Source organism: Microbacterium sp. 10M-3C3 (assembly GCF_003931875.1).
In the GTDB taxonomy this organism is placed as follows: Bacteria; Actinomycetota; Actinomycetes; order Actinomycetales; family Microbacteriaceae; genus Microbacterium.
In genome coordinates, this window is sequence record NZ_CP034245.1 from 2,738,574 (window position 1) to 2,756,067 (window position 17,494).

At 72.8% G+C, this 17,494-nt stretch carries 17 protein-coding genes; 7 read left to right on the top strand and 10 right to left on the bottom strand.

The window, feature by feature from the left end; translation table 11 throughout:
- Positions 1-10: 10 nt before the first annotated feature.
- A complete protein-coding gene (gabT, locus tag EI169_RS13320; protein ID WP_125132770.1) occupies positions 11-1,363 on the bottom strand; it encodes a 4-aminobutyrate--2-oxoglutarate transaminase in 1,353 nt (450 codons plus the stop codon).
- A gap of 101 nt (positions 1,364-1,464) precedes the next feature.
- Between gabT and EI169_RS13325 the strand changes: the two genes are divergently transcribed.
- Together EI169_RS13325 and EI169_RS13330 are read left to right on the top strand one after the other, a co-directional pair.
- On the top strand, positions 1,465-2,997 hold the full coding sequence (locus EI169_RS13325) for a PucR family transcriptional regulator (RefSeq protein ID WP_125132771.1): 1,533 nt from the start codon (positions 1,465-1,467) through the stop codon (positions 2,995-2,997).
- Between the two features lie 19 nt (positions 2,998-3,016).
- The gene (locus EI169_RS13330; RefSeq protein WP_125132772.1) at positions 3,017-3,349 is read left to right on the top strand and encodes a DUF2834 domain-containing protein; all 333 of its coding nucleotides are present in this window, start codon (positions 3,017-3,019) and stop codon (positions 3,347-3,349) included.
- Here EI169_RS13330 and EI169_RS13335 read toward each other — a convergent pair.
- From EI169_RS13335 to EI169_RS13345, 3 genes are all read right to left on the bottom strand, one after another.
- Positions 3,334-4,611: a M18 family aminopeptidase gene (locus EI169_RS13335; RefSeq protein ID WP_125132773.1), complete on the bottom strand. Its 1,278-nt coding sequence runs from the start codon at positions 4,609-4,611 to the stop codon at positions 3,334-3,336. The two genes, EI169_RS13330 and EI169_RS13335, sit on opposite strands and share 16 nt — an antisense overlap.
- 96 nt (positions 4,612-4,707) lie before the next feature.
- Positions 4,708-4,959, bottom strand: a complete 252-nt coding sequence (locus EI169_RS13340) for a substrate-binding domain-containing protein (protein ID WP_125132774.1) — start codon at positions 4,957-4,959, stop codon at positions 4,708-4,710.
- A gap of 81 nt (positions 4,960-5,040) precedes the next feature.
- Positions 5,041-6,519 (bottom strand): helix-turn-helix transcriptional regulator, encoded by a 1,479-nt coding sequence (locus EI169_RS13345; protein ID WP_125132775.1) that lies wholly within the window; start codon positions 6,517-6,519, stop codon positions 5,041-5,043.
- 137 nt (positions 6,520-6,656) lie between these two features.
- Between EI169_RS13345 and aceA the strand changes: the two genes are divergently transcribed.
- From aceA to EI169_RS13360, 3 genes are all read left to right on the top strand, one after another.
- On the top strand, positions 6,657-7,973 hold the full coding sequence (aceA, locus tag EI169_RS13350; RefSeq protein WP_125132776.1) for an isocitrate lyase: 1,317 nt from the start codon (positions 6,657-6,659) through the stop codon (positions 7,971-7,973).
- 34 nt (positions 7,974-8,007) lie between these two features.
- Positions 8,008-9,654 (top strand): malate synthase A, encoded by a 1,647-nt coding sequence (gene aceB, locus EI169_RS13355; protein WP_125133484.1) that lies wholly within the window; start codon positions 8,008-8,010, stop codon positions 9,652-9,654.
- Positions 9,655-9,796: 142 nt separating this feature from the next.
- Positions 9,797-11,002 carry a pyridoxal phosphate-dependent aminotransferase gene (locus EI169_RS13360; protein ID WP_205783810.1) on the top strand — a complete coding sequence of 402 codons (1,206 nt, stop codon included), beginning with the start codon at positions 9,797-9,799 and terminating at the stop codon, positions 11,000-11,002.
- Between the two features lie 71 nt (positions 11,003-11,073).
- Here the strand turns inward: EI169_RS13360 and EI169_RS13365 are convergent, their stop codons facing one another.
- Positions 11,074-12,459: a flotillin family protein gene (locus tag EI169_RS13365; protein ID WP_125132778.1), complete on the bottom strand. Its 1,386-nt coding sequence runs from the start codon at positions 12,457-12,459 to the stop codon at positions 11,074-11,076.
- A 110-nt stretch (positions 12,460-12,569) separates the two neighbouring features.
- On the opposite strand from EI169_RS13365, the gene EI169_RS13370 reads away from it, so the two are divergent.
- Entirely contained in the window at positions 12,570-13,082 is a 513-nt protein-coding gene (locus tag EI169_RS13370) for a VOC family protein (protein ID WP_125132779.1), read from the top strand.
- Positions 13,083-13,087: 5 nt separating this feature from the next.
- Here EI169_RS13370 and EI169_RS13375 read toward each other — a convergent pair whose 3' ends face one another.
- Genes EI169_RS13375 through EI169_RS13395 form a run of 5 tightly spaced genes read right to left on the bottom strand, consistent with a single transcriptional unit; the run spans position 13,088 to position 16,708 of the window.
- Positions 13,088-14,224, bottom strand: coding sequence for a UDP-N-acetylmuramate dehydrogenase (locus tag EI169_RS13375; protein ID WP_125132780.1), 1,137 nt, complete (start codon positions 14,222-14,224; stop codon positions 13,088-13,090).
- Between the two features lies 1 nt (position 14,225).
- Positions 14,226-14,621, bottom strand: a complete 396-nt coding sequence (locus EI169_RS13380) for a MaoC/PaaZ C-terminal domain-containing protein (RefSeq protein ID WP_125132781.1) — start codon at positions 14,619-14,621, stop codon at positions 14,226-14,228.
- Complete coding sequence (locus tag EI169_RS13385) at positions 14,618-15,067, bottom strand: MaoC family dehydratase N-terminal domain-containing protein (RefSeq protein ID WP_125132782.1); 450 nt, start codon at positions 15,065-15,067, stop codon at positions 14,618-14,620. Before EI169_RS13385 ends, EI169_RS13380 begins: the two co-directional genes overlap by 4 nt.
- A 34-nt stretch (positions 15,068-15,101) precedes the next feature.
- On the bottom strand, positions 15,102-15,899 hold the full coding sequence (locus EI169_RS13390) for a sulfite exporter TauE/SafE family protein (RefSeq protein ID WP_125133485.1): 798 nt from the start codon (positions 15,897-15,899) through the stop codon (positions 15,102-15,104).
- Complete coding sequence (locus EI169_RS13395; RefSeq protein WP_125132783.1) at positions 15,896-16,708, bottom strand: DUF2510 domain-containing protein; 813 nt, start codon at positions 16,706-16,708, stop codon at positions 15,896-15,898. Before EI169_RS13395 ends, EI169_RS13390 begins: the two co-directional genes overlap by 4 nt.
- Before the next feature lie 104 nt (positions 16,709-16,812).
- Here EI169_RS13395 and EI169_RS13400 point away from each other — a divergent pair, with 104 nt between their 5' ends.
- A complete protein-coding gene (locus EI169_RS13400; RefSeq protein ID WP_125132784.1) occupies positions 16,813-17,448 on the top strand; it encodes an NADPH-dependent F420 reductase in 636 nt (211 codons plus the stop codon).
- Positions 17,449-17,494 lie beyond the last annotated feature (46 nt).

A 17,494-nucleotide genomic window follows, 5' to 3' on the forward strand; every position in this document is an offset into this window, starting at 1 on the left:
AGGGGAGGGCTCAGGCGCGGGCCAGGACGCCCGCGAGCACGTCGAGTCCTTCGGACAGGAGGTCGTCGCCGATCGAGAGCGGCGGGAGGAACCGGATGACGTTGCCGTACGTGCCGCACGTGAGGACGATGACGCCCTCCGCGATGCAGCCCTTCGCGACGGCGGCGGTGAGCGCCGCGTCCGGGGCGCCCGTCGCGGGGTCGACGAACTCGGCGGCGACCATCGCGCCGCGGCCGCGCACGTCGCCGATGCGCGGATCGGCGGCCTGCAGCGCCCCGAGGCGCTCGAGCAGCACGTCGCCGATCGCACGGGCTCGCGCGGGCAGATCGTCGTTCTCGAATGCGTCGATCGCCGCGAGCGCCGCCGCGCACGCGAGCGGGTTGCCGCCGTACGTGCCGCCGAGGCCGCCGGTGTGGGCGGCGTCCATGATCTCGGCGCGACCGGTGACGGCGGCCAGAGGCATGCCGCCGGCGATGCCCTTGGCGGTCGTGATCAGGTCGGGGACGATGCCGAACAGCTCGCTCGCGAACATCGCGCCGGTGCGCGCGAAACCGGTCTGCACCTCGTCGGCGATGAAGACGACGCCGTTCTCGCGGCACCAGTCGGCGAGCGCGGGGAGGAAGCCGTCGGCGGGGACGATGAACCCACCCTCGCCTTGGATCGGCTCGATGATGACGGCCGCGAGGTTCTCGGCGCCGATCTGCTTCTCGATGAGCGACAAGGCCTTGGCCGCCGCATCCGCGCCCGACAGCCCGTCGCGGAACGGGTACGACATCGGCGCGCGGTAGACCTCCGAGGCGAACGGGCCGAACCCGCTCTTGTACGGCATGCTCTTGGCCGTCAGCGCCATCGTGAGGTTCGTGCGGCCGTGGTAGGCGTGGTCGAACGCGACGACGGCCTGGCGCCCCGTCGCCTTGCGCGCGATCTTGACGGCGTTCTCCACCGCTTCGGCTCCGCTGTTGAACAGTGCGCTCTTCTTCGCGTGGCCGCCGGGGGTGAGACGGTTCAGCGCCTCGGCGACGGCGACGTACTGCTCGTACGGCGAGATCATGAAGCACGTGTGCGTGAAGCGCGCGGCCTGCTCCTGCACCGCGGCCACGACGCCCGGGTGGGCGTTGCCCACCGTGGTCACCGCGATCCCCGAGCCGAGGTCGATGAGCGAGTTGCCGTCGACGTCGACGACGACCCCGCCGCCGGCGGCGACCGCGGCGATCGGGACGCTGTGCCCGACGCCGGCGGCGACGGCGGCGGCTTTGCGGTCGATGATCTCCTGCGAGCGGGGTCCGGGCAGGGACGTGACGAGGTGGCGGCGCTGCGGCAGCGCGGGGCCGCCGGTGGTCGGGAGCGTGACGGTCGAGCTCATGCTGGCGATGCTAGGGAGGCGCCGACGCGGGCTGCACTCGCCCTGATGTACATTCGACGACGACCCGTGTACACCGCGTCCACGGACTGCGAGGAGGCGCCGTGCCCGATCCCGTCGTCGCCGGTCCGACCCTGGGCGCGCTGCTCGGCCGCAGCGATCTGCGGCTGCGCCTGGCCTCGGAGACGGATGCCCTCCCGCCCGACGCGCTCGACCGCGCGGTCCGGTGGGTGCACAGCAGCGACCTGCTCGACCCCACCCCCTTCCTGTCGGAGGGCCTCGTGCTGCTCACGACCGGCACGCAGTTCGCGCTCGACGACGACGCGGACGTGTTCGCCGCGTACGTGCGGCGCCTCGCCGAGCGCGGCGTCGTGGCCCTGGGCTTCGGCACGGAGGTCGTCCGCGACGGCATCCCCCCGCTCCTGGCCGCCGCGTGCGCGGCCGTCGGCATGCCGCTGTTCGAAGTGCCCTACCGCACACCCTTCATCGCCGTGGCCCGGGCGAACGCCGAGGCGATCGCGGCGGAGTCGTTCGCGCGCCGCACGTGGGCGCTCGCGGCGCAGCGCGCCGTGTCGCTCGCGGCGCTGCGCCCGGACGGGCTCACCGCGACCCTCGCCGAGCTCGCGCGGCAGCTCGGCTCGTGGGTGGGGCTCTACGACGCGGCCGGCACGCTGCGGCGCGAGCATCCGGCCGGAGCGCTGGATGCGGCGACGCGCGGCGAGCTCGACGCCGAGGTGGGGGTCGTGCTGCGCCGCGGCGCTCGCGCCGGCTCGTCGCTGCGCATCGGGCCGACGCCCCTCACGCTGCAGACCCTCGGCCGCGGCGGGCGCCTGCGGGGCGTGCTCGCGATCGCGTCGGGGGACCTCGACCAGGAGAGCCGCGCCCTCGTGACCTCGGTGATCGCGATGGCGGGGCTCGCCCTCGAGCAGACCGAGGACGTGCAGCGCGCGCACGGGCTGCTGCGCGCCGGAGCCGTCCACGCCCTCCTCAGCGGCGATGCCGCGCTCGCGCGACGACTCGTCCGAGAGCTCGGCGGGGCACTGGGCACGGCCGGCATCGCCGTGGTCGTCGTCGAGGGCGCCCCCGGCGACCTCGACATCGTGGCGGAGTGGCTCGCGGGGCGGCCCGCCGAGGCCGCACCGCGGCTGTTCGGACGCGGACCGTCGGGCCTCGTCGTCGCGATCGACCCAGGGGCGACGCTGCCCGACGAGGTCGTCGCGGTCGCCCCGGTGCGAGCCGGCGTGTCGTCTCCCGCGACATGGGCCGACTTCGCGCGGGCCCACGACGAGGCACGCGCCGCCCTCGCGCGCCGGCGCGAGCCCGTCGCGCGCTTCGACACGGCCGCGGCGCCGGGCGTGCTCGCCGCCCTCGACGGCGACCTCGCGCGCGTGCTCGCCGCCGCCGCCCTCGCGCCGCTCACGGATCACGACGCGGCGAACGGCACGGCCCTCGTGGACGCCGTGCGCGCGTGGCTCGAGAACGACGCGCGCATCGACGCCGCCGCATCCGCCCTCGGCGTGCACCGGCACACCGTCCGCACCCGCATCGCGCTGGCCGAGCGCGTGCTCGGCACCGACCTGTCGGCGTTCCCCGCGCGCGCGGAGCTGTGGGCGGCGCTGCAGGTCGCGCGGCCGTGAGTGGGGCAGACTCGGCGGCATGACCCGCCGCTGGCCGCCGCTCGCGATCGCCTATCTCGTCCTCGCCCTCGCCGGGCTCGTCGGCACGTTCGTGCTCAACGTGTGGTCGGTCGTGCTGATGCGCGACTACCTCGGCGACCTGTTCGGGTCGGGTCCGGCGGTCGGCTCGATCGGCGTCGACCTGCTCGTCGTGGCGATCGCCGGCTCGGTCTTCATCGTCGTCGAGGCGCGGCGGCTCGGGATGCGGCGGGCGTGGCTGTACATCGTGCTGTCCGCGGTGACCGCATTCGCGTTCTCGTTCCCGCTGTTCCTCGCGATGCGGGAGCGCCGCCTGGCTCAGCCGGCGAAGTAGGCGGCGGCGACGCGCGCGAGCGCGTGCAGGTCGTCGACGCCGGCGAGCTCGCGCGCCGAGTGCATCGAGAGGATCGGGATGCCGACGTCGACGGTGCGGATCCCCAGCCGCGTCGCGGTGAGCGGCCCGATCGTCGACCCGCACGGCACCGCGTTGTTCGAGACGAACTCCTGCGACCGGACCCCCGCGTCGGCGCACCACGCGTGCCACGCCGCGGTCCCCACGCCGTCGGTCGCGTAGCGCTGGTTCGCGTTGATCTTGAGGATCGGTCCGCTGCCCAACCGCGGCTTCACGACGGGATCGTGCTTCTCGGGGTAGTTCGGATGCACCGCGTGGCCGACGTCGCTCGAGACGCACCAGCTGTCGGCGAGCGCGCGCAGGTGCGCGTCGCGGTCGGCGCCGAGCGCGAGCGCGACGCGCTCGAGCACGTCGGCGAGGAACGGGCCGGACGCGCCCGAACGGGTGGCCGAGCCGACCTCCTCGTGGTCGAAGACGGCGAGCATCGCGACGTGGTCGGTCGGATGCGGCGCCTCGGCGAGCGCGACGACGCCGGCGTGCACCGAGGCGAGGTCGTCGAGCCGACCGGAGGCGAAGAACACGTCGTCGCGGCCGAACACGGCGCCGCGCGCCGCATCCGCGGTCGCGAGGTCGTAGCCCCGGACGCGGGCCGGGTCGACACCCGAGGACGCGGCGACGGCGGCGAGGATGTCGGCCGAGTCCGCCTCGCCGAGCCCCCACACCGGCTGCGTGTGCGCCTGCCGGTCGAGCGTGAGCCCCTCGTTGGCCGAGCGGTCGAGGTGGATCGCGAGCTGCGGCAGGCGCAGGAGCGGCCCGGAGTCGGCGAGCACGGTCGAGCCGTCGTCGAGGACGAGGCGGCCCGCCAGGCGCAGCTCCCGATCGAGCCACGAGTTCAGCAGTGGGCCGCCGTAGATCTCGACGCCCGCCTGCAGCCATCCGAAGCGCCCCGTCGTGGGGCGCGGCTTGAGCACGAAGCCAGGCGAGTCGCTGTGCGCGCCGAACACGCGCACGGGCGTCGCCGGCGTCGCCCCCTCCGGCACGCGCCACGCGATGGCGGCGCCGTCGCGCACGACGACGAAGCGGCCGCCGGGCTGCGCGGGCCAGGGTGCATCCTCCGCGAGCGTCGAGAATCCGGCGGCGACGAGGCGGCGCGCGACCTCGGCGGCGGCGTGGAAGCTCGAGGGCGACGCGGCGACGAAGTCGGCCAGGTCGTCGGCGTGGGCCAGGGCGGCGGGTGCGGGCACGGGCGGACCTCCGGGGCGGGATGCCCTCCGATCGTAGTTCGCGGCGCGATCGCGGCCCGCCCGTCGGCTCCCCGCGCGGGCGGCCCGCGATCGTCGTCAGGGGCTAGCGGCAGCCGCAGCTGCGACGCACCTCGAGGCGCGGCGCGAACACGATGTCGAACGGCGCCCCGTCGGCGGGGGCGACGGCACCGGCGAGGATGCGGCGGCGGCACGGCCCATCGCCTCCATCGGCTGTCGGACGGTCGTGAGCGCGGGCTCGGACAGGCGCGCACCCGACGTGCCGTCGAAGCCCGTCACGAGGACGTCGTCGGGGACGCGCACACTTTCCGCGGAGAGCGCGTCGAGCACCGCGAACGCGTTCGCCGCGGATCGTCGCGTCGATCGGGTCGGGGCGCGCCGACAGCCCGCGCGCCTGCGCGTCGCAACCCGTCAGCGTGGGGCGTGGCTCTCGAGGAACTCGTAGACGTCGGTCGTGTCGACGCCCGGGAAGGCGCCGGTGGGGAGCGTCGCGAGAAGGGTCCTGGGCGTCCGGACGTTCGGCCACGCGTTCTCGCGCCAGCGCCCTTCGAGCTCCGCGGGTGCGCGACGGCAGCAGACCTCCACGGAGTGACGGGACACCCCGCGATGGGGCGTGTCACGTCCCAGGAACCACTTCGTGTCGTCGAAGCGCACCCCCACGCTCACCGAGTGCGCACCTTCGCTCGAGTTCTCCACGCGCGCGGTGCACCAGTACGTGCCGTTGCCCGTGTCGGTGTACTGGTAGTACGGATTGAAGCGGTCGTCGATGTCGAACACCGTGCGGCTCGTCCATCGGCGGCAGCACATCTGGCCCTCGATCGAGCCGATGCGATCGGTCGGGAAGTTGACGTCGTCGTTCTCGTACGCCTTCGTGATGACGCCCGACTCGTGCACTTTCAGGAAGTGCACCGGGATGCCCAGGTGCACCGTCGCAAGGTTCGTGAAGCGGTGCGCCGCCGTCTCGTACGACACCGAATAGGCGTCGCGCAGGTCTTCGATGCTCACGGCACGCGCGGCCTTGGCGTCGCTGAGGAACCTCACCGCCGACTCCTCGGGGATGAGCAGCGCGCCGGTGAGGTAGTTGGTCTCGACGCGCTGACGGAGGAAGTCGGCGTAACTGCGCGGCTCGGAGTGGCCGAGGATGCGGCTGGACAGCGCCTGCAGCACCGACGTGCGCGGGTCGCCCTTGGCTGTCACGCGGCTGGAGAGGTACAGCCGGCCGTGACGCAGGTCGGCGACGCTGCGCGTGGTCTGCGGCAGATCCGGCACGTAGTGGAGGGTGAATCCCAGATGCCCGGCGATGTCGCTCGCGGTGCGCTGGGTGAGCGGCCCGCCCGGGTGGTCGACCGCGGCGAGGATCTCGCGGGCGCGCCGCTCCAGGTCGGGGAAGTAGTTGTCCTGCGTACGCATGAGGCGCCGGAGGGCCACGTTCGCCCGGCGCGCCTCCTCGGGCGTCGCGGAGCGCTCGTCGTGGAGCCGGTCGATCTCGCCCTGGAGCGCCAGCATCGTGCGCAGCACCTCGTCGGGCACCCCCTTGCCGATGCGGAAGGGCGCGATGCCGAGCGACTGGAACGTCGACCCGCGCATCGCGCGCTCGAGCGCGATCTCCATGGCTGCCCGCTGGTCGAGCGGCTCGGTCGACAGCAAGGCGTCCAACGTCGTGCCGAGCGCCCGCGCGATCGCCTGGAGCAGGCTCAGCTTGGCCTCCCGTCGACCGTTCTCGATCATCGACAGCTGGCTGGGCGCGCGGCCGACCGCCGCGGCGAGAGCCTCGAGCGTGAGTCCGCGCTCGAGGCGGAGATGCCGGATGCGTCGGCCGATGGTCAGCGGATCCACCTCCCCATCGTCGGGAAGATCCGCCCCTTCGATCGCGCTCGTCGCGGTGCTCATGCGGCGATTCTGTCACGGCAGCAGAAATTTCCACGAACTTCACACCGACATCTGACTCGGTCGGCCGTGACCTTCACACATCGTGGAGGACACACGACCCCGCGGCGCCCCGCCGCATCCGATCGAGGAGGACCGACATGACGATCCAGGCCACCCCGGGCACGGGCCCACTGCGTGCCGGCGACCAGACGCAGACCGCCGCCGAGCTGCAGGAGCAGTGGGACACCGACCCCCGCTGGGACGGTATCGAGCGCACCTACACGGCCGAGGACGTCGTCCGCCTGCGCGGCACCGTCGGCGAGGAGCACACCCTCGCCCGTCGCGGGGCCGAGAACTTCTGGAACCTCCTGCACACCGAGGACTACGTCCGCGCGCTCGGCGCCTACACCGGCGGACAGGCCGTGCAGCAGGTGCGCGCGGGACTGAAGGCCATCTACCTCTCCGGCTGGCAGGTCGCCGCCGACGGCAACCTCGCCGGCCAGACCTACCCCGACCAGAGCCTGTACCCCGCCAACTCGGTGCCGGCCGTGGTGCGGCGCATCAACAACGCGCTCCTGCGCCAGGACCAGCTCGAGCGCGCCGAGGGCGACGTGACCCGCGACTGGCTCGCCCCGATCGTCGCCGACGCCGAGGCCGGCTTCGGCGGACCGCTCAACGCGTACGAACTCGCGGGCGCCCTGATCGCGGCCGGCGCCGCCGCCATCCACTGGGAGGACCAGCTGGCCAGCGAGAAGAAGTGCGGCCACCTCGGCGGCAAGGTGCTCGTGCCCACGCAGCAGCACATCCGCACGCTCAACGCCGCGCGCCTGGCCGCCGACGTCGCCGGCATCCCGACCGTCATGATCGCGCGCACCGACGCGCTGGCCGCCGACCTGCTCACGAGCGACATCGACGAGCGCGACCGCGCCTTCGTCACCGGCGAGCGCACGAGCGAGGGCTTCTACCGCGTGCGGCCGGGGCTCGACGCGGTCATCAGCCGCGGGCTCGCGTTCGCGCCGTACGCCGACCTGCTGTGGGTCGAGACGGGCGAGCCCGACATCACCCTCGCCCGCGCCTTCGCCCAGGCGATCCACGAGCGCTTCCCCGGCAAGAAGCTCGCGTACAACTGCTCGCCGAGCTTCAACTGGAAGCGCCACCTCGACGACGACCAGATCGCGACGTTCCAGGCGGAGCTGGCCGACCTCGGCTACGCGTTCCAGTTCATCACGCTCGCCGGCTTCCACGCCCTGAACCACTCGATGTTCGATCTCGCCTCCGGGTACGCCGAGCGCGCCATGAGCGCGTACGTCGACCTGCAGGAGGCCGAGTTCGCCGCCGAGGCATCCGGCTACACCGCCACGCGCCACCAGCGCGAAGCGGGCACCGGGTACTTCGACGTCGTCTCCACGGCGCTCAACCCCGACAGCGCCACCCTCGCCCTCGCCGGCTCCACCGAGACCGCGCAGTTCCACTGACCCGCTCCGAACGGATAGGACACCGATCATGACCATGACCCTGGCGGATGCCCCGCCGCAGCCCACGACCGCGACGCCGCCCCCGGCGCCCTCCTCGATCCGCGTGACCGCGCCGGTCCCCGGCCGGTTCGCCGAGATCCTCACGCCCGGCGCCCTCGCCTTCCTCGACGAGCTGCACCGCCGCTTCGGCGGCCGGCGTCACGATCGCCTCGCCGACCGCGAGCGCCGTCGCTTCGAGATCGGCAACGGCCACGACCCCCACTTCCGCGACGACACCCGGCACATCCGCGAGGACGCGTCGTGGCGCGTCGCTGGCGCGGGCCCGGGGCTGGAGGACCGGCGCGTCGAGATCACCGGCCCGACCGACCCCAAGATGACGATCAACGCGCTGAACTCGGGCGCGAAGGTGTGGCTCGCCGACCAGGAGGACGCCACCTCGCCCACGTGGGCGAACGTCATCGGCGGGCAGCTGTCGCTGCGCGACGCGATCCGCGGCCAGCTGTCGTACACGAGCCCCGAGGGCAAGACCTACGAGGTCACGGCTGCCGAGACCCCGACGATCGTCATGCGTCCGCGGGGCTGGCACCTGCCCGAGAAGCACATCGAGGTGACCGACCGCGCGGGCCGGCGGCTCGCCGCATCCGGATCGCTCGTCGATTTCGGGCTGTACGCGTTCCACAACGCGCGCGAGCTCATCGCCCGCGGACGCGGCCCGTACTTCTATCTCGCGAAGCTGGAGTCCGCCGAGGAGGCCCGCCTGTGGGACGACGTCTTCACCTTCACGGAGGCGCACCTGGACATCCCGCACGGCACGATCCGCGCGACCGTGCTCATCGAGACGCTGCCGGCGGCGTTCGAGATGGAGGAGATCCTCTACGAGCTGCGGGACCACTGCGCCGGGTTGAACGCGGGCCGCTGGGACTACATCTTCTCGATCATCAAGAACTACCGCGGCCGCGGGGCGCGCTTCGTCCTGCCCGACCGCAGCGACGTCACGATGACGGTGCCGTTCATGCGCGCGTACACCGAGCTGCTCGTGAAGACGTGCCACGCGCGCGGCGCGTACGCGATCGGCGGCATGAGCGCGTTCATCCCGAACCGGCGTGATCCGGAGGTGACCGCGCGCGCGTTCGAGAAGGTCGCCGCCGACAAGAAGCGCGAGGCCGGCGACGGCTTCGACGGCACGTGGGTGGCCCACCCCGACCTCATCCCGATCGCCCGGGCCGAGTTCGACGCCGTGCTCGGCGAGCGTCCGAACCAGCTCGACCGGCAGCGCGACGACGTGCACGTCTCACCGGCGGATCTCCTCGACGTGCGGATCGGGCGCCCGATCACGGCCGCCGGCGTGCACGGCAACGTGTCGGTCGCGCTCCGCTACATCGAGGCGTGGCTGCGGGGACTCGGGGCCGTCGCGATCGACAACCTCATGGAGGATGCCGCCACCGCCGAGATCAGCCGGTCGCAGATCTGGCAGTGGATCCACCAGGATCAGGCGACCGCCGAGGGTGAACCCATCACGCGCGAGTACGTCGAGCGCGTGGTGGAGCGGGTGCTGGGCGAGGTCGAGCGCACCGCAGGCGACCGCTTCGACGACGCCGCCGAGGTGTTCCGCGAGGTGGCGCTGCGCCCCGAGTTCCCCACGTTCCTGACGACCCCCGCGTACGCGCGCTACTTCGACTGACCGCGCCACGCCGACCGCGAGAACCCATCCGCGCGTCGAGAACACCGCCGTCCGCGGTGCTCTCGCGCCGCGGGTGGGTTCTCGCGGTTCGTCGGCGGGCGCGTGCGTCGGCGGGATGCAGCGGGCGCACTACGCTCGGAGCGTGACATCCCGCGCTCCCCTCTCCCGCAAGCTGTCCGCCATCGCCGAGTCCGCGACGCTCAAGGTCGATGCGAAGGCCAAGGCGCTGCAGGCCGCCGGCCGTCCGGTCGTCTCCTACGCCGCCGGCGAGCCCGACTTCGCGACGCCGTCGTTCATCGTGGAGGCGGCGGCCGAGGCGCTGCGCGACCCCGCCAACTTCCGCTACACGCCGGCGGCGGGACTGCCCGTGCTGCGCGAGGCGATCGCGGCCAAGACGCACCGCGACTCGGGGCTCGACGTCGCCCCGACGCAGATCATCGTCACCAACGGCGGCAAGCAGGCCGTGTACCAGGCGTTCCAGACCGTCGTGAACCCCGGCGACGAGGTGCTGCTGCCCGCGCCCTACTGGACGACGTACCCCGAGGCGATCGCGCTGGCCGACGGCGTGCCCGTCGAGGTCTTCGCCGGTGCCGACCAGGACTACAAGGTCACCGTCGCCCAGCTCGAGGCCGCCCGCACCGACAAGACGACGGTGCTCGTGTTCGTGTCGCCGTCGAACCCCACCGGCGCGGTGTACACCCCCGAGGAGACCGCGGCGATCGGCGAGTGGGCACTCGAGCACGGCATCTGGGTGATCACCGACGAGATCTACCAGAACCTCGTCTACGAGGGCGCCCGCGCCGTGTCGATCGTCGAGGCCGTGCCGGCCCTGGCCGACCAGACGATCCTCGTCAACGGCGTCGCCAAGACGTACGCGATGACCGGATGGCGCGTGGGCTGGATGATCGGACCCGCGGACGCGATGAAGCTCGCCGGCAACCTGCAGTCGCACCTGTCGAGCAACGTCAACAACATCGCCCAGCGCGCCGCCGTGGCAGCCCTCACCGGCCCGCAGAGCGAGGCCGAGCAGTTCCGCGCGGCCTTCGACCGCCGCCGGCGGCTCATCGTGTCGGAGCTCGCGAAGATCCCGGGCGTGACGGTGCCGAACCCGCTCGGCGCGTTCTACGTCTACCCCGACGTCACGGGCCTGCTCGGTCGCGAATGGGCCGGGACGACCCCCACGACGACCCTGGAACTCGCCGACCTCATTCTCGACCAGGCCGAGGTCGCCGTGGTGCCGGGCGAGGCGTTCGGCCCGAGCGGCTACCTGCGCCTGTCGTACGCGCTCGGCGACGAGCAGCTCCTCGAGGGCGTGCAGCGCCTGCAGCGCCTGTTCGGCGCCGCGTAGCCGCCTCCGCCCTCGCGCCCGTCCGCGTGGGTCGCTTCGCTCCTCGCTCAGCGAGACGAAGCGCTCGCGGATCAGGCCTCGGGCGCCGATGCGGCGGGAGCGGACGGGGCGGTGCCGTCGCGGTGCGCCGCATCCGCCAATGCTTCGCCCACGGCGCGGCCCTGGATGATCGCGGTCAGGTCGATGCCGGTCGCGGCGCGCACGGCGTCGAACGAGGCGCGCAGCCCCGTCGCGGACTCCGCGGCGAGGTGCCCGCTCGCGCCCTCGCCGCCGAGGACGGTGACAGAGCCGACCTTGTCGTAGCCCTTCGCGAACTCGGCCATCATCGGCACGAGCGCCTCGAGCGCGCGCTGGGCGAGCAGCGCCTCCTGGTTCTGGGCGAGGGCCTCCGCCTCGGCGCGGATGGCGGCGGCCCGCGCCTCACCGGCGACCCGGATGGCGTCGGCGTCGGCCTCGGCGCGCAGGCGCTTGGCCGTCGCCTCCTGCGCGGCGATCTGCGCCTGCGCCTCGGCCGCCTTGATGAGGGCGTACGCGTCGGCGTCGGCGTCCTTCTGGCGCTGGTACAGGTCGGCGTCGGCGACGCGATTGACCTCGGACTCCAGCCGCGCCTGCGTGTTCTGCGCCTCCTGCACGAGCACCGCCTGCTGGCGCTCGGCCCGCGCGAGCGCCTCGGCCTGCTCGGCCTCCGCGTTGGCGCGCCCGACCTCGGCCTTTGCGGCGGCGGTGTTCTTGTCCAGCTGCGTCTGCTCGATGAGGTTCGCCTCGTCGGTGGCGATCTGGCGTGCGCGGATCTCGCGCTCGGCGTTGATGCGCGCGACCTCGGCCTCGCGCTTGACGCGCTCGACCTCGGTGGCGCCGAGGGCGGAGATGTAGCCGTTCGAGTCGGTGATGCCCTGGATCTGGAACGAGTCGAGGATGAGGCCCTGGGACGACAGGTCGCTCTTGATGCCCTCGGCGATCTGGTCCGACAGGCGCTGCCGGTCGCGCATGAGCTCCTCGACCGTGAGGGTCGCCACGACGCCGCGCAGCGCACCCTCGAGCTGCTCGGTCGTGAACTGCTCGATCGCCTTGTCCTGCGACGCGAAGCGCTCGGCGGCACGGCGGACCGACTCGGGGTCGGAGCCGATCTTCACGAGCGCGACGCCGCTGACGTTGACGGTGACGCCGTTGGAGGACTGCGCGGTCGGCTCCATCTTGATCTGGCGGGCGCGCAGCGAGATCATCTCGGCGCGCTGCGTGAGCGGGTTGACGATGGCGCCGCCGCCGGTGATCACCGTGATGCGGGAGTCGCCGGTGGCGCCCTTCTGACGCTTCCCGACGATCACGAGGGCCTCGTCGGCCTTGGCCACGCGGTACCACGCGCGGATGAGGATGAGCACGATCACGAGGAGGACGACGAGAACGCCCACCCCGATCGCCACGAGCAGTCCGACGGCTCCGAGCGCGGCCAGTTCCATGGGGGCGTCTCCTCCTGCGTCATCCGACGCGGTCGCGGGCAGTCCTCCCACCGTATCGGGACTGTCCGTCCCATCGCGCGGGTGTCGGCGGCCCGGAGGACGATGAAGAGATGTCCATCGGAACGACACCCCTCCCCTCGGGTCACAACACCGTCAATCCGTTCGTGATCACCGCCGACGCCCGCGGCTTCATCCGCTTCGTCCAAGCCGTCTTCGGCGGCGCCGAAGTCGAACAGGTGCGGACGCCCGATCGGGATGGCTCGATCATCCACGCCGAGGTGGTCGTCGGGAATGCGACGATCATGCTCAGCGACACGAAGGAGGGCTGGCCGTTCACGCCGGCGTTCCTCCAGATCTACGTCGCCGACGCGCGCGAGTGCATCGACAGAGCCCAGGCGCTCGGCGCGACGCTCATCACGCCGATCTCCGACTTCTACGGCGGGTTCCGGCTGGCCCGTGTCCAGGATCCGTGGCGCAACATCTGGTGGCTGTACGAACCGGACACCGGCACACGCGGGCAGGGCGCTCGTGAGAGCGACACCGACTGGCACGACCGCGATCCGAGCGTCGTCTATGCGACGCTGCTGGACGCCATGGCCGAACTCGGCCGCGTGTCACGCTGAGCGGATCAGAGCTCCACGTTCACGAGGACCGGCTCGGGCTGGAGGATGAGCCCGAACTCCGACTGCACGCGCTGCTGCACGAAGCGCGCGAGTTCGGCGATCTCCTCGGCCGTTGCTCCGCCGCGGTTGGTGAGGGCGAGCGTGTGCTTGGTGGACAGGCCCGCGCGCGACCGCGGGAAGCGGAAGCCCTTGTGCACGCCCGCGTGCTCGATGAGCCACGCCGCGCTGACCTTCACCTGCGCGGGCGCCACGACCGGCGGCGGCACGACGCCGTCGAACGCGGCGAGGGGGATCACGAGCACGGGCGCGAGCTCGGGTGCGAGCGGCCAGCGCGGGCATTCCGGCGGCAGCGTCCGGGCGAACGCCTCCGACACGATCGCATTCTGGAAGAACGATCCGGCGCTCCAGGTGTCGGGGTCGTCCTCGTCGAGCACCATGCCCTTGCGCCGACGTGTGGCGAGCACGTGATCGCGGATCCACGCGAGCGACACGGATGCACCGGGCTCGAGGCCGAGCGCGGAGCGCAGCTGCTGGCCCGCGACCTCGCGCGGCTCGCCGCCGACCTCCTCGAGCTCGAGCGTCACCGACACGATCACCCCGACGCGCTGCGGCACCGATCCGTAGTGGTGCTTGAGCACGGACGTGCGGAAGCCGAGCCCGAGGTCCGCCGCCGGCACGGTCGACAGCTCGCCCGTCGCCTCGTCCAGCAGCTCGACCTCGACGAGGGTCTGCACGATCTCCTGCCCGTAGGCGCCCACGTTCTGCACCGGCGCTGCGCCGACGGTGCCGGGGATGCCCGACATCGCCTCGATGCCGGCGAGCCCCTCCGCGACTGTCGTCGCGACGAGGTCGTCCCAGTCGTGCCCCGCCTGCACGCGCACGCGCACGGTGCCGGGCCGCGAGCCGGGCCGCCGCTCGATGCCGCGCGAGCGCACGAGCACGACGGTGCCCTCGAACGGCTCGTCGCCCGCGAACAGGTTCGACCCGCCGCCCACGACGAGCCACGGCTCGCCGCTCGCCCACGTGTCGCGGAGCGTGTCGACGAGCTCGTCGGCCGTCTCCGCCACGACCAGGCGCGCGGGCTCGGCGCCGGTGCGCAGCGTCGTGAGGCGCGAGAGCGGGAGCGGATCGATCGCGGGCATGTCACGCGCGGACGCGCACCTGCGCCTTGCCGAGCACGGTCGTGCCCGCGTGGGTCACCGTGAGGTCGACGCGCACGACGTCGCCGTCGATGGCCCCGACCTTCGCCGCGACGTCGACGTCGGCGCCCTCGCGCGGATCGACCACGACCGGCCGCGTGAACCGCACGCCGTACTCGAGGATGCGTCCGGGGTCGCCCAGCCACTCGGCCAGGGCGCCCACCGCGAGCCCCATCGTCAACATGCCGTGGGCGAGCACGCCCGGAAGGCCCACCTCGGCCGCGACGTCGTCGCGGTAGTGGATGGGGTTGAAGTCTCCGGATGCCCCGGCGTAGCGCACGAGCGACGCGCGGTCGAGGTGCACGCGGCGTTCGCCGACGACGTCTCCGACCGCGGTCATGCCGGCGCCTCCCCCACGAGCAGCACCGAGGTCGCGGTGACGACGTGGGCGCCGTCGGCGTCGACGATCTCGGCGTCGCTCGTGACCATGGCGTTCCCGCCCATCGTGCGGATGCCCGTGACCGACAGCGTCGCGGTCAGCTCATCGCCGGCGACGATCGGCCGGGTGTAGCGGAAGCGCTGCTCGGCGTGGATGGTGCGCGCGAGCTCGATCCCCGCGTCGGGGTCGCCGAGCAGCTGCTGGAGCGTCAGATCCTGCACGACCATCGCGAAGGTCGGCGGCGCGACGACGTCGGCGTACCCGGCGGCGCGTGCCGCATCCGGGTCGTGGTGAACGGAGGCGTCGGCGAACACGGCGCGCGCGAACTCGCGCACCTTCTCCCGCCCGACGAGGTACGGCGCGGTCGGCGCGAAGGCGCGGCCGACCAGCTCGGGGTTCACTGGCACCGGCCCATCCTATCGGCGGCCGCCTCCCGCGCCGTCAGCGCTGACGACGGCCGCGGATCGCGCGGACCGCCATCTGCGATGCGATGAAGACGAGGAACGCCGCGAACAGGACGTTGCCGACGAACGGGTCGATGTGCGTGGCGATGAGAGCGCCGAGCGCCGTCGTCGTGCACGCGGCGAGGCCCACGAGCGCCGCCGCGACGAGGTCGACGTTGCGGCGGCGGAGATTGCCGACCGTGCCCGAGATCGCGGTCGGGATCATCATGAGCAGCGACGTGCCCTTGGCGACGAGGTCGCTCGTGCCGAACAGCAGCAGGAGCGCGGGCACGACGATGATGCCGCCCCCGACACCGAGGAGGCCCGCGAGCACGCCCGTGACGATGCCGAGCACCGCGAGCCCGGGGCCGGTCACCCACGTGAGCTCCAGCTCGGCGTCGCGCGAGGGGATGATGAGGAACAGGCTCACGATCACCGCGACGAGGAACGCCACGAACGCCCACCGCAGCGCCGTCTGCGGCACGCGCGGCAGCAGCCATGTGCCGACCTGCGCGCCGATCACCGCGCCGGCGGCGAGGATCAGGGCGGGGATCCACGCGACCGACCCCGTCACCGCGTAGGAGATCACGCCGACGGTGGCGGTGGGCACGATAGCCGCGAGCGAGGTGCCCGCCGCGCGGCGCTGGTCGAAGCCGAGCAGGAGCACGAGCAGCGGCACGATCACGGTGCCGCCGCCGACGCCGAACAGGCCCGACATGAGCCCCGCGAGCAGGCCCACCCCGATGCACGTCAGGACGAAGCGCACGCCCCGGCGCGTGGTGACGCCTTCCGTCATTGCGAGACGTCGAGCGAGTCGATCGCCCACCCTCCGTCGGCCGGCACGAGCGTGTACGTGAGCGTGTCGGTCACCTGCTCGGGCTCGTCGAGGGGGTTCCCCTCCTCGTCGTACAAGGACAGGTAGTTCTCGACCGTGTCGACTTCGATCGTGTCGGAGGAGATCGTCCGCACCTCGACGACCTTCAGGTCGTAGTCGTCGGTGGCGTCCTGGAACTGCTCGGACTGGCTCTCGAACGACGCGCAGTCGGTGTAGCCGAAGCTGTCGCGGTACTCCTGGGTCGTCGACTGCTCGAACTCGTCGCAGTCGGCGCTGTCGTACGCGTCGTCGTACACCTCGACCGCCTGGACGGCGGCGCGCTCGTCGTCGGTCGATCCGCTCGCGCCGCTCGTGGACGCGGCCGTGAACCAGCCGATCAGGAGCGGGATGAGGATCGCAGCGAGCACGACGAACAGGAGCACGACGCCGCCGAGCACGACCCACAGGATCCACAGCTTCGACTTCGGCGCGGGCGCGGGCGGCGCCGCGGGCGGGTAGCCGGATGCATCGGGCCCGGCCGGCGACGTGGCCGCCCCCGGGTAGCCGGGGTATCCCGCGGCCGGTGCCGCGCCCGGGTAGCCGGGCGCCGGTGGGGCGTCGTGGTGCTCGGCCGCCGCATCCGGTGTGGGCCCGGTGACCGCGGCGGCGGGCTCGGACGGCGCCGCCGCAGGCGCATCGGGTGTGTGGACGTGCTCGGTCCACTGCGCGCCATCCCACCAGCGCAGGGCACCACGCCCGTCGTCGTACCATCCGGGGGGCGTCGTGGTCATGAGCGGCTCGTCTCGGCTCGGGGCATCGGCCAGCCCACCCTATCGTCGCCGCGGACGCCGCCGGGAGCGGGGAATTCCCCGGCCGACGCGGCGTTGCACCCGGCATGACCACTGTGGGAATCATCGGAGCAGGAAACATCGGTTCGGCCCTCGCACGCGGGTTCGCCGCGCGCGGCTACTCGGTCGTGATCGCCAACTCGCGCGGGCCCGAGACCCTCGCCGACCTCGTCGACGGAATCGACGGCGACGTCACCGCCGGCACGGCGGAGCAGGCCGCCGAGGCGGGCGAGTTCGTCGTCGTCACCGTTCCTCTCAAGGCCTACCGCGACATCCCCGTCGCGCCGCTGGCGGGCAAGATCGTGCTGGACACCAACAACTACTACTGGGAGCGCGACGGCCACATCGCCGCGCTCGACGACAAGCAGACGACGACCTCGCAGATGCTGCAGGAGCACCTCCCGCAGTCGACGGTCGTGAAGGCGTTCAACCACATCGGCGCCGCCGAGATCCTCAGCGACGGCACGCCCGCCGGGACGCCGAACCGCCGTGCGCTGGCGACGGCGAGCGACTCTTCCGAGGCGGTCGAGCTCGTCACGCGGATCTACGACGAGTTCGGCTTCGACACCGTGAACATCGGCCCTCTCGCCGACAGCTGGCGCGTCGAGCGCGACCGTCCCGCGTACGGCATCCGGCAGAACCGCGAGGAGCTCGCTGCCAACCTCGCGCGCGCCGAGCGCTGAGAAGACGACGGCCCCCGGAGGCGCAAGCCCTGCGCGCCGGGGGCCG

What these genes read in the sequence shown, in the direction of transcription:
- EI169_RS13345 (WP_125132775.1), bottom strand. Translation starts at nt 6,519, where the DNA reads ATGAGCACCGCGACGAGCGCGATCGAAGGGGCGGATCTTCCCGACGAT.
- aceB (WP_125133484.1), top strand. Translation starts at nt 8,008, where the DNA reads ATGACCCTGGCGGATGCCCCGCCGCAGCCCACGACCGCGACGCCGCCC.
- EI169_RS13370 (WP_125132779.1), top strand. Translation starts at nt 12,570, where the DNA reads ATGTCCATCGGAACGACACCCCTCCCCTCGGGTCACAACACCGTCAAT.
- EI169_RS13380 (WP_125132781.1), bottom strand. Translation starts at nt 14,621, where the DNA reads ATGACCGCGGTCGGAGACGTCGTCGGCGAACGCCGCGTGCACCTCGAC.
- EI169_RS13330 (WP_125132772.1), top strand. Translation starts at nt 3,017, where the DNA reads ATGACCCGCCGCTGGCCGCCGCTCGCGATCGCCTATCTCGTCCTCGCC.
- EI169_RS13395 (WP_125132783.1), bottom strand. Translation starts at nt 16,708, where the DNA reads ATGACCACGACGCCCCCCGGATGGTACGACGACGGGCGTGGTGCCCTG.
- EI169_RS13365 (WP_125132778.1), bottom strand. Translation starts at nt 12,459, where the DNA reads ATGGAACTGGCCGCGCTCGGAGCCGTCGGACTGCTCGTGGCGATCGGG.
- gabT (WP_125132770.1), bottom strand. Translation starts at nt 1,363, where the DNA reads ATGAGCTCGACCGTCACGCTCCCGACCACCGGCGGCCCCGCGCTGCCG.
- EI169_RS13375 (WP_125132780.1), bottom strand. Translation starts at nt 14,224, where the DNA reads ATGCCCGCGATCGATCCGCTCCCGCTCTCGCGCCTCACGACGCTGCGC.
- aceA (WP_125132776.1), top strand. Translation starts at nt 6,657, where the DNA reads ATGACGATCCAGGCCACCCCGGGCACGGGCCCACTGCGTGCCGGCGAC.
- EI169_RS13390 (WP_125133485.1), bottom strand. Translation starts at nt 15,899, where the DNA reads ATGACGGAAGGCGTCACCACGCGCCGGGGCGTGCGCTTCGTCCTGACG.
- EI169_RS13400 (WP_125132784.1), top strand. Translation starts at nt 16,813, where the DNA reads ATGACCACTGTGGGAATCATCGGAGCAGGAAACATCGGTTCGGCCCTC.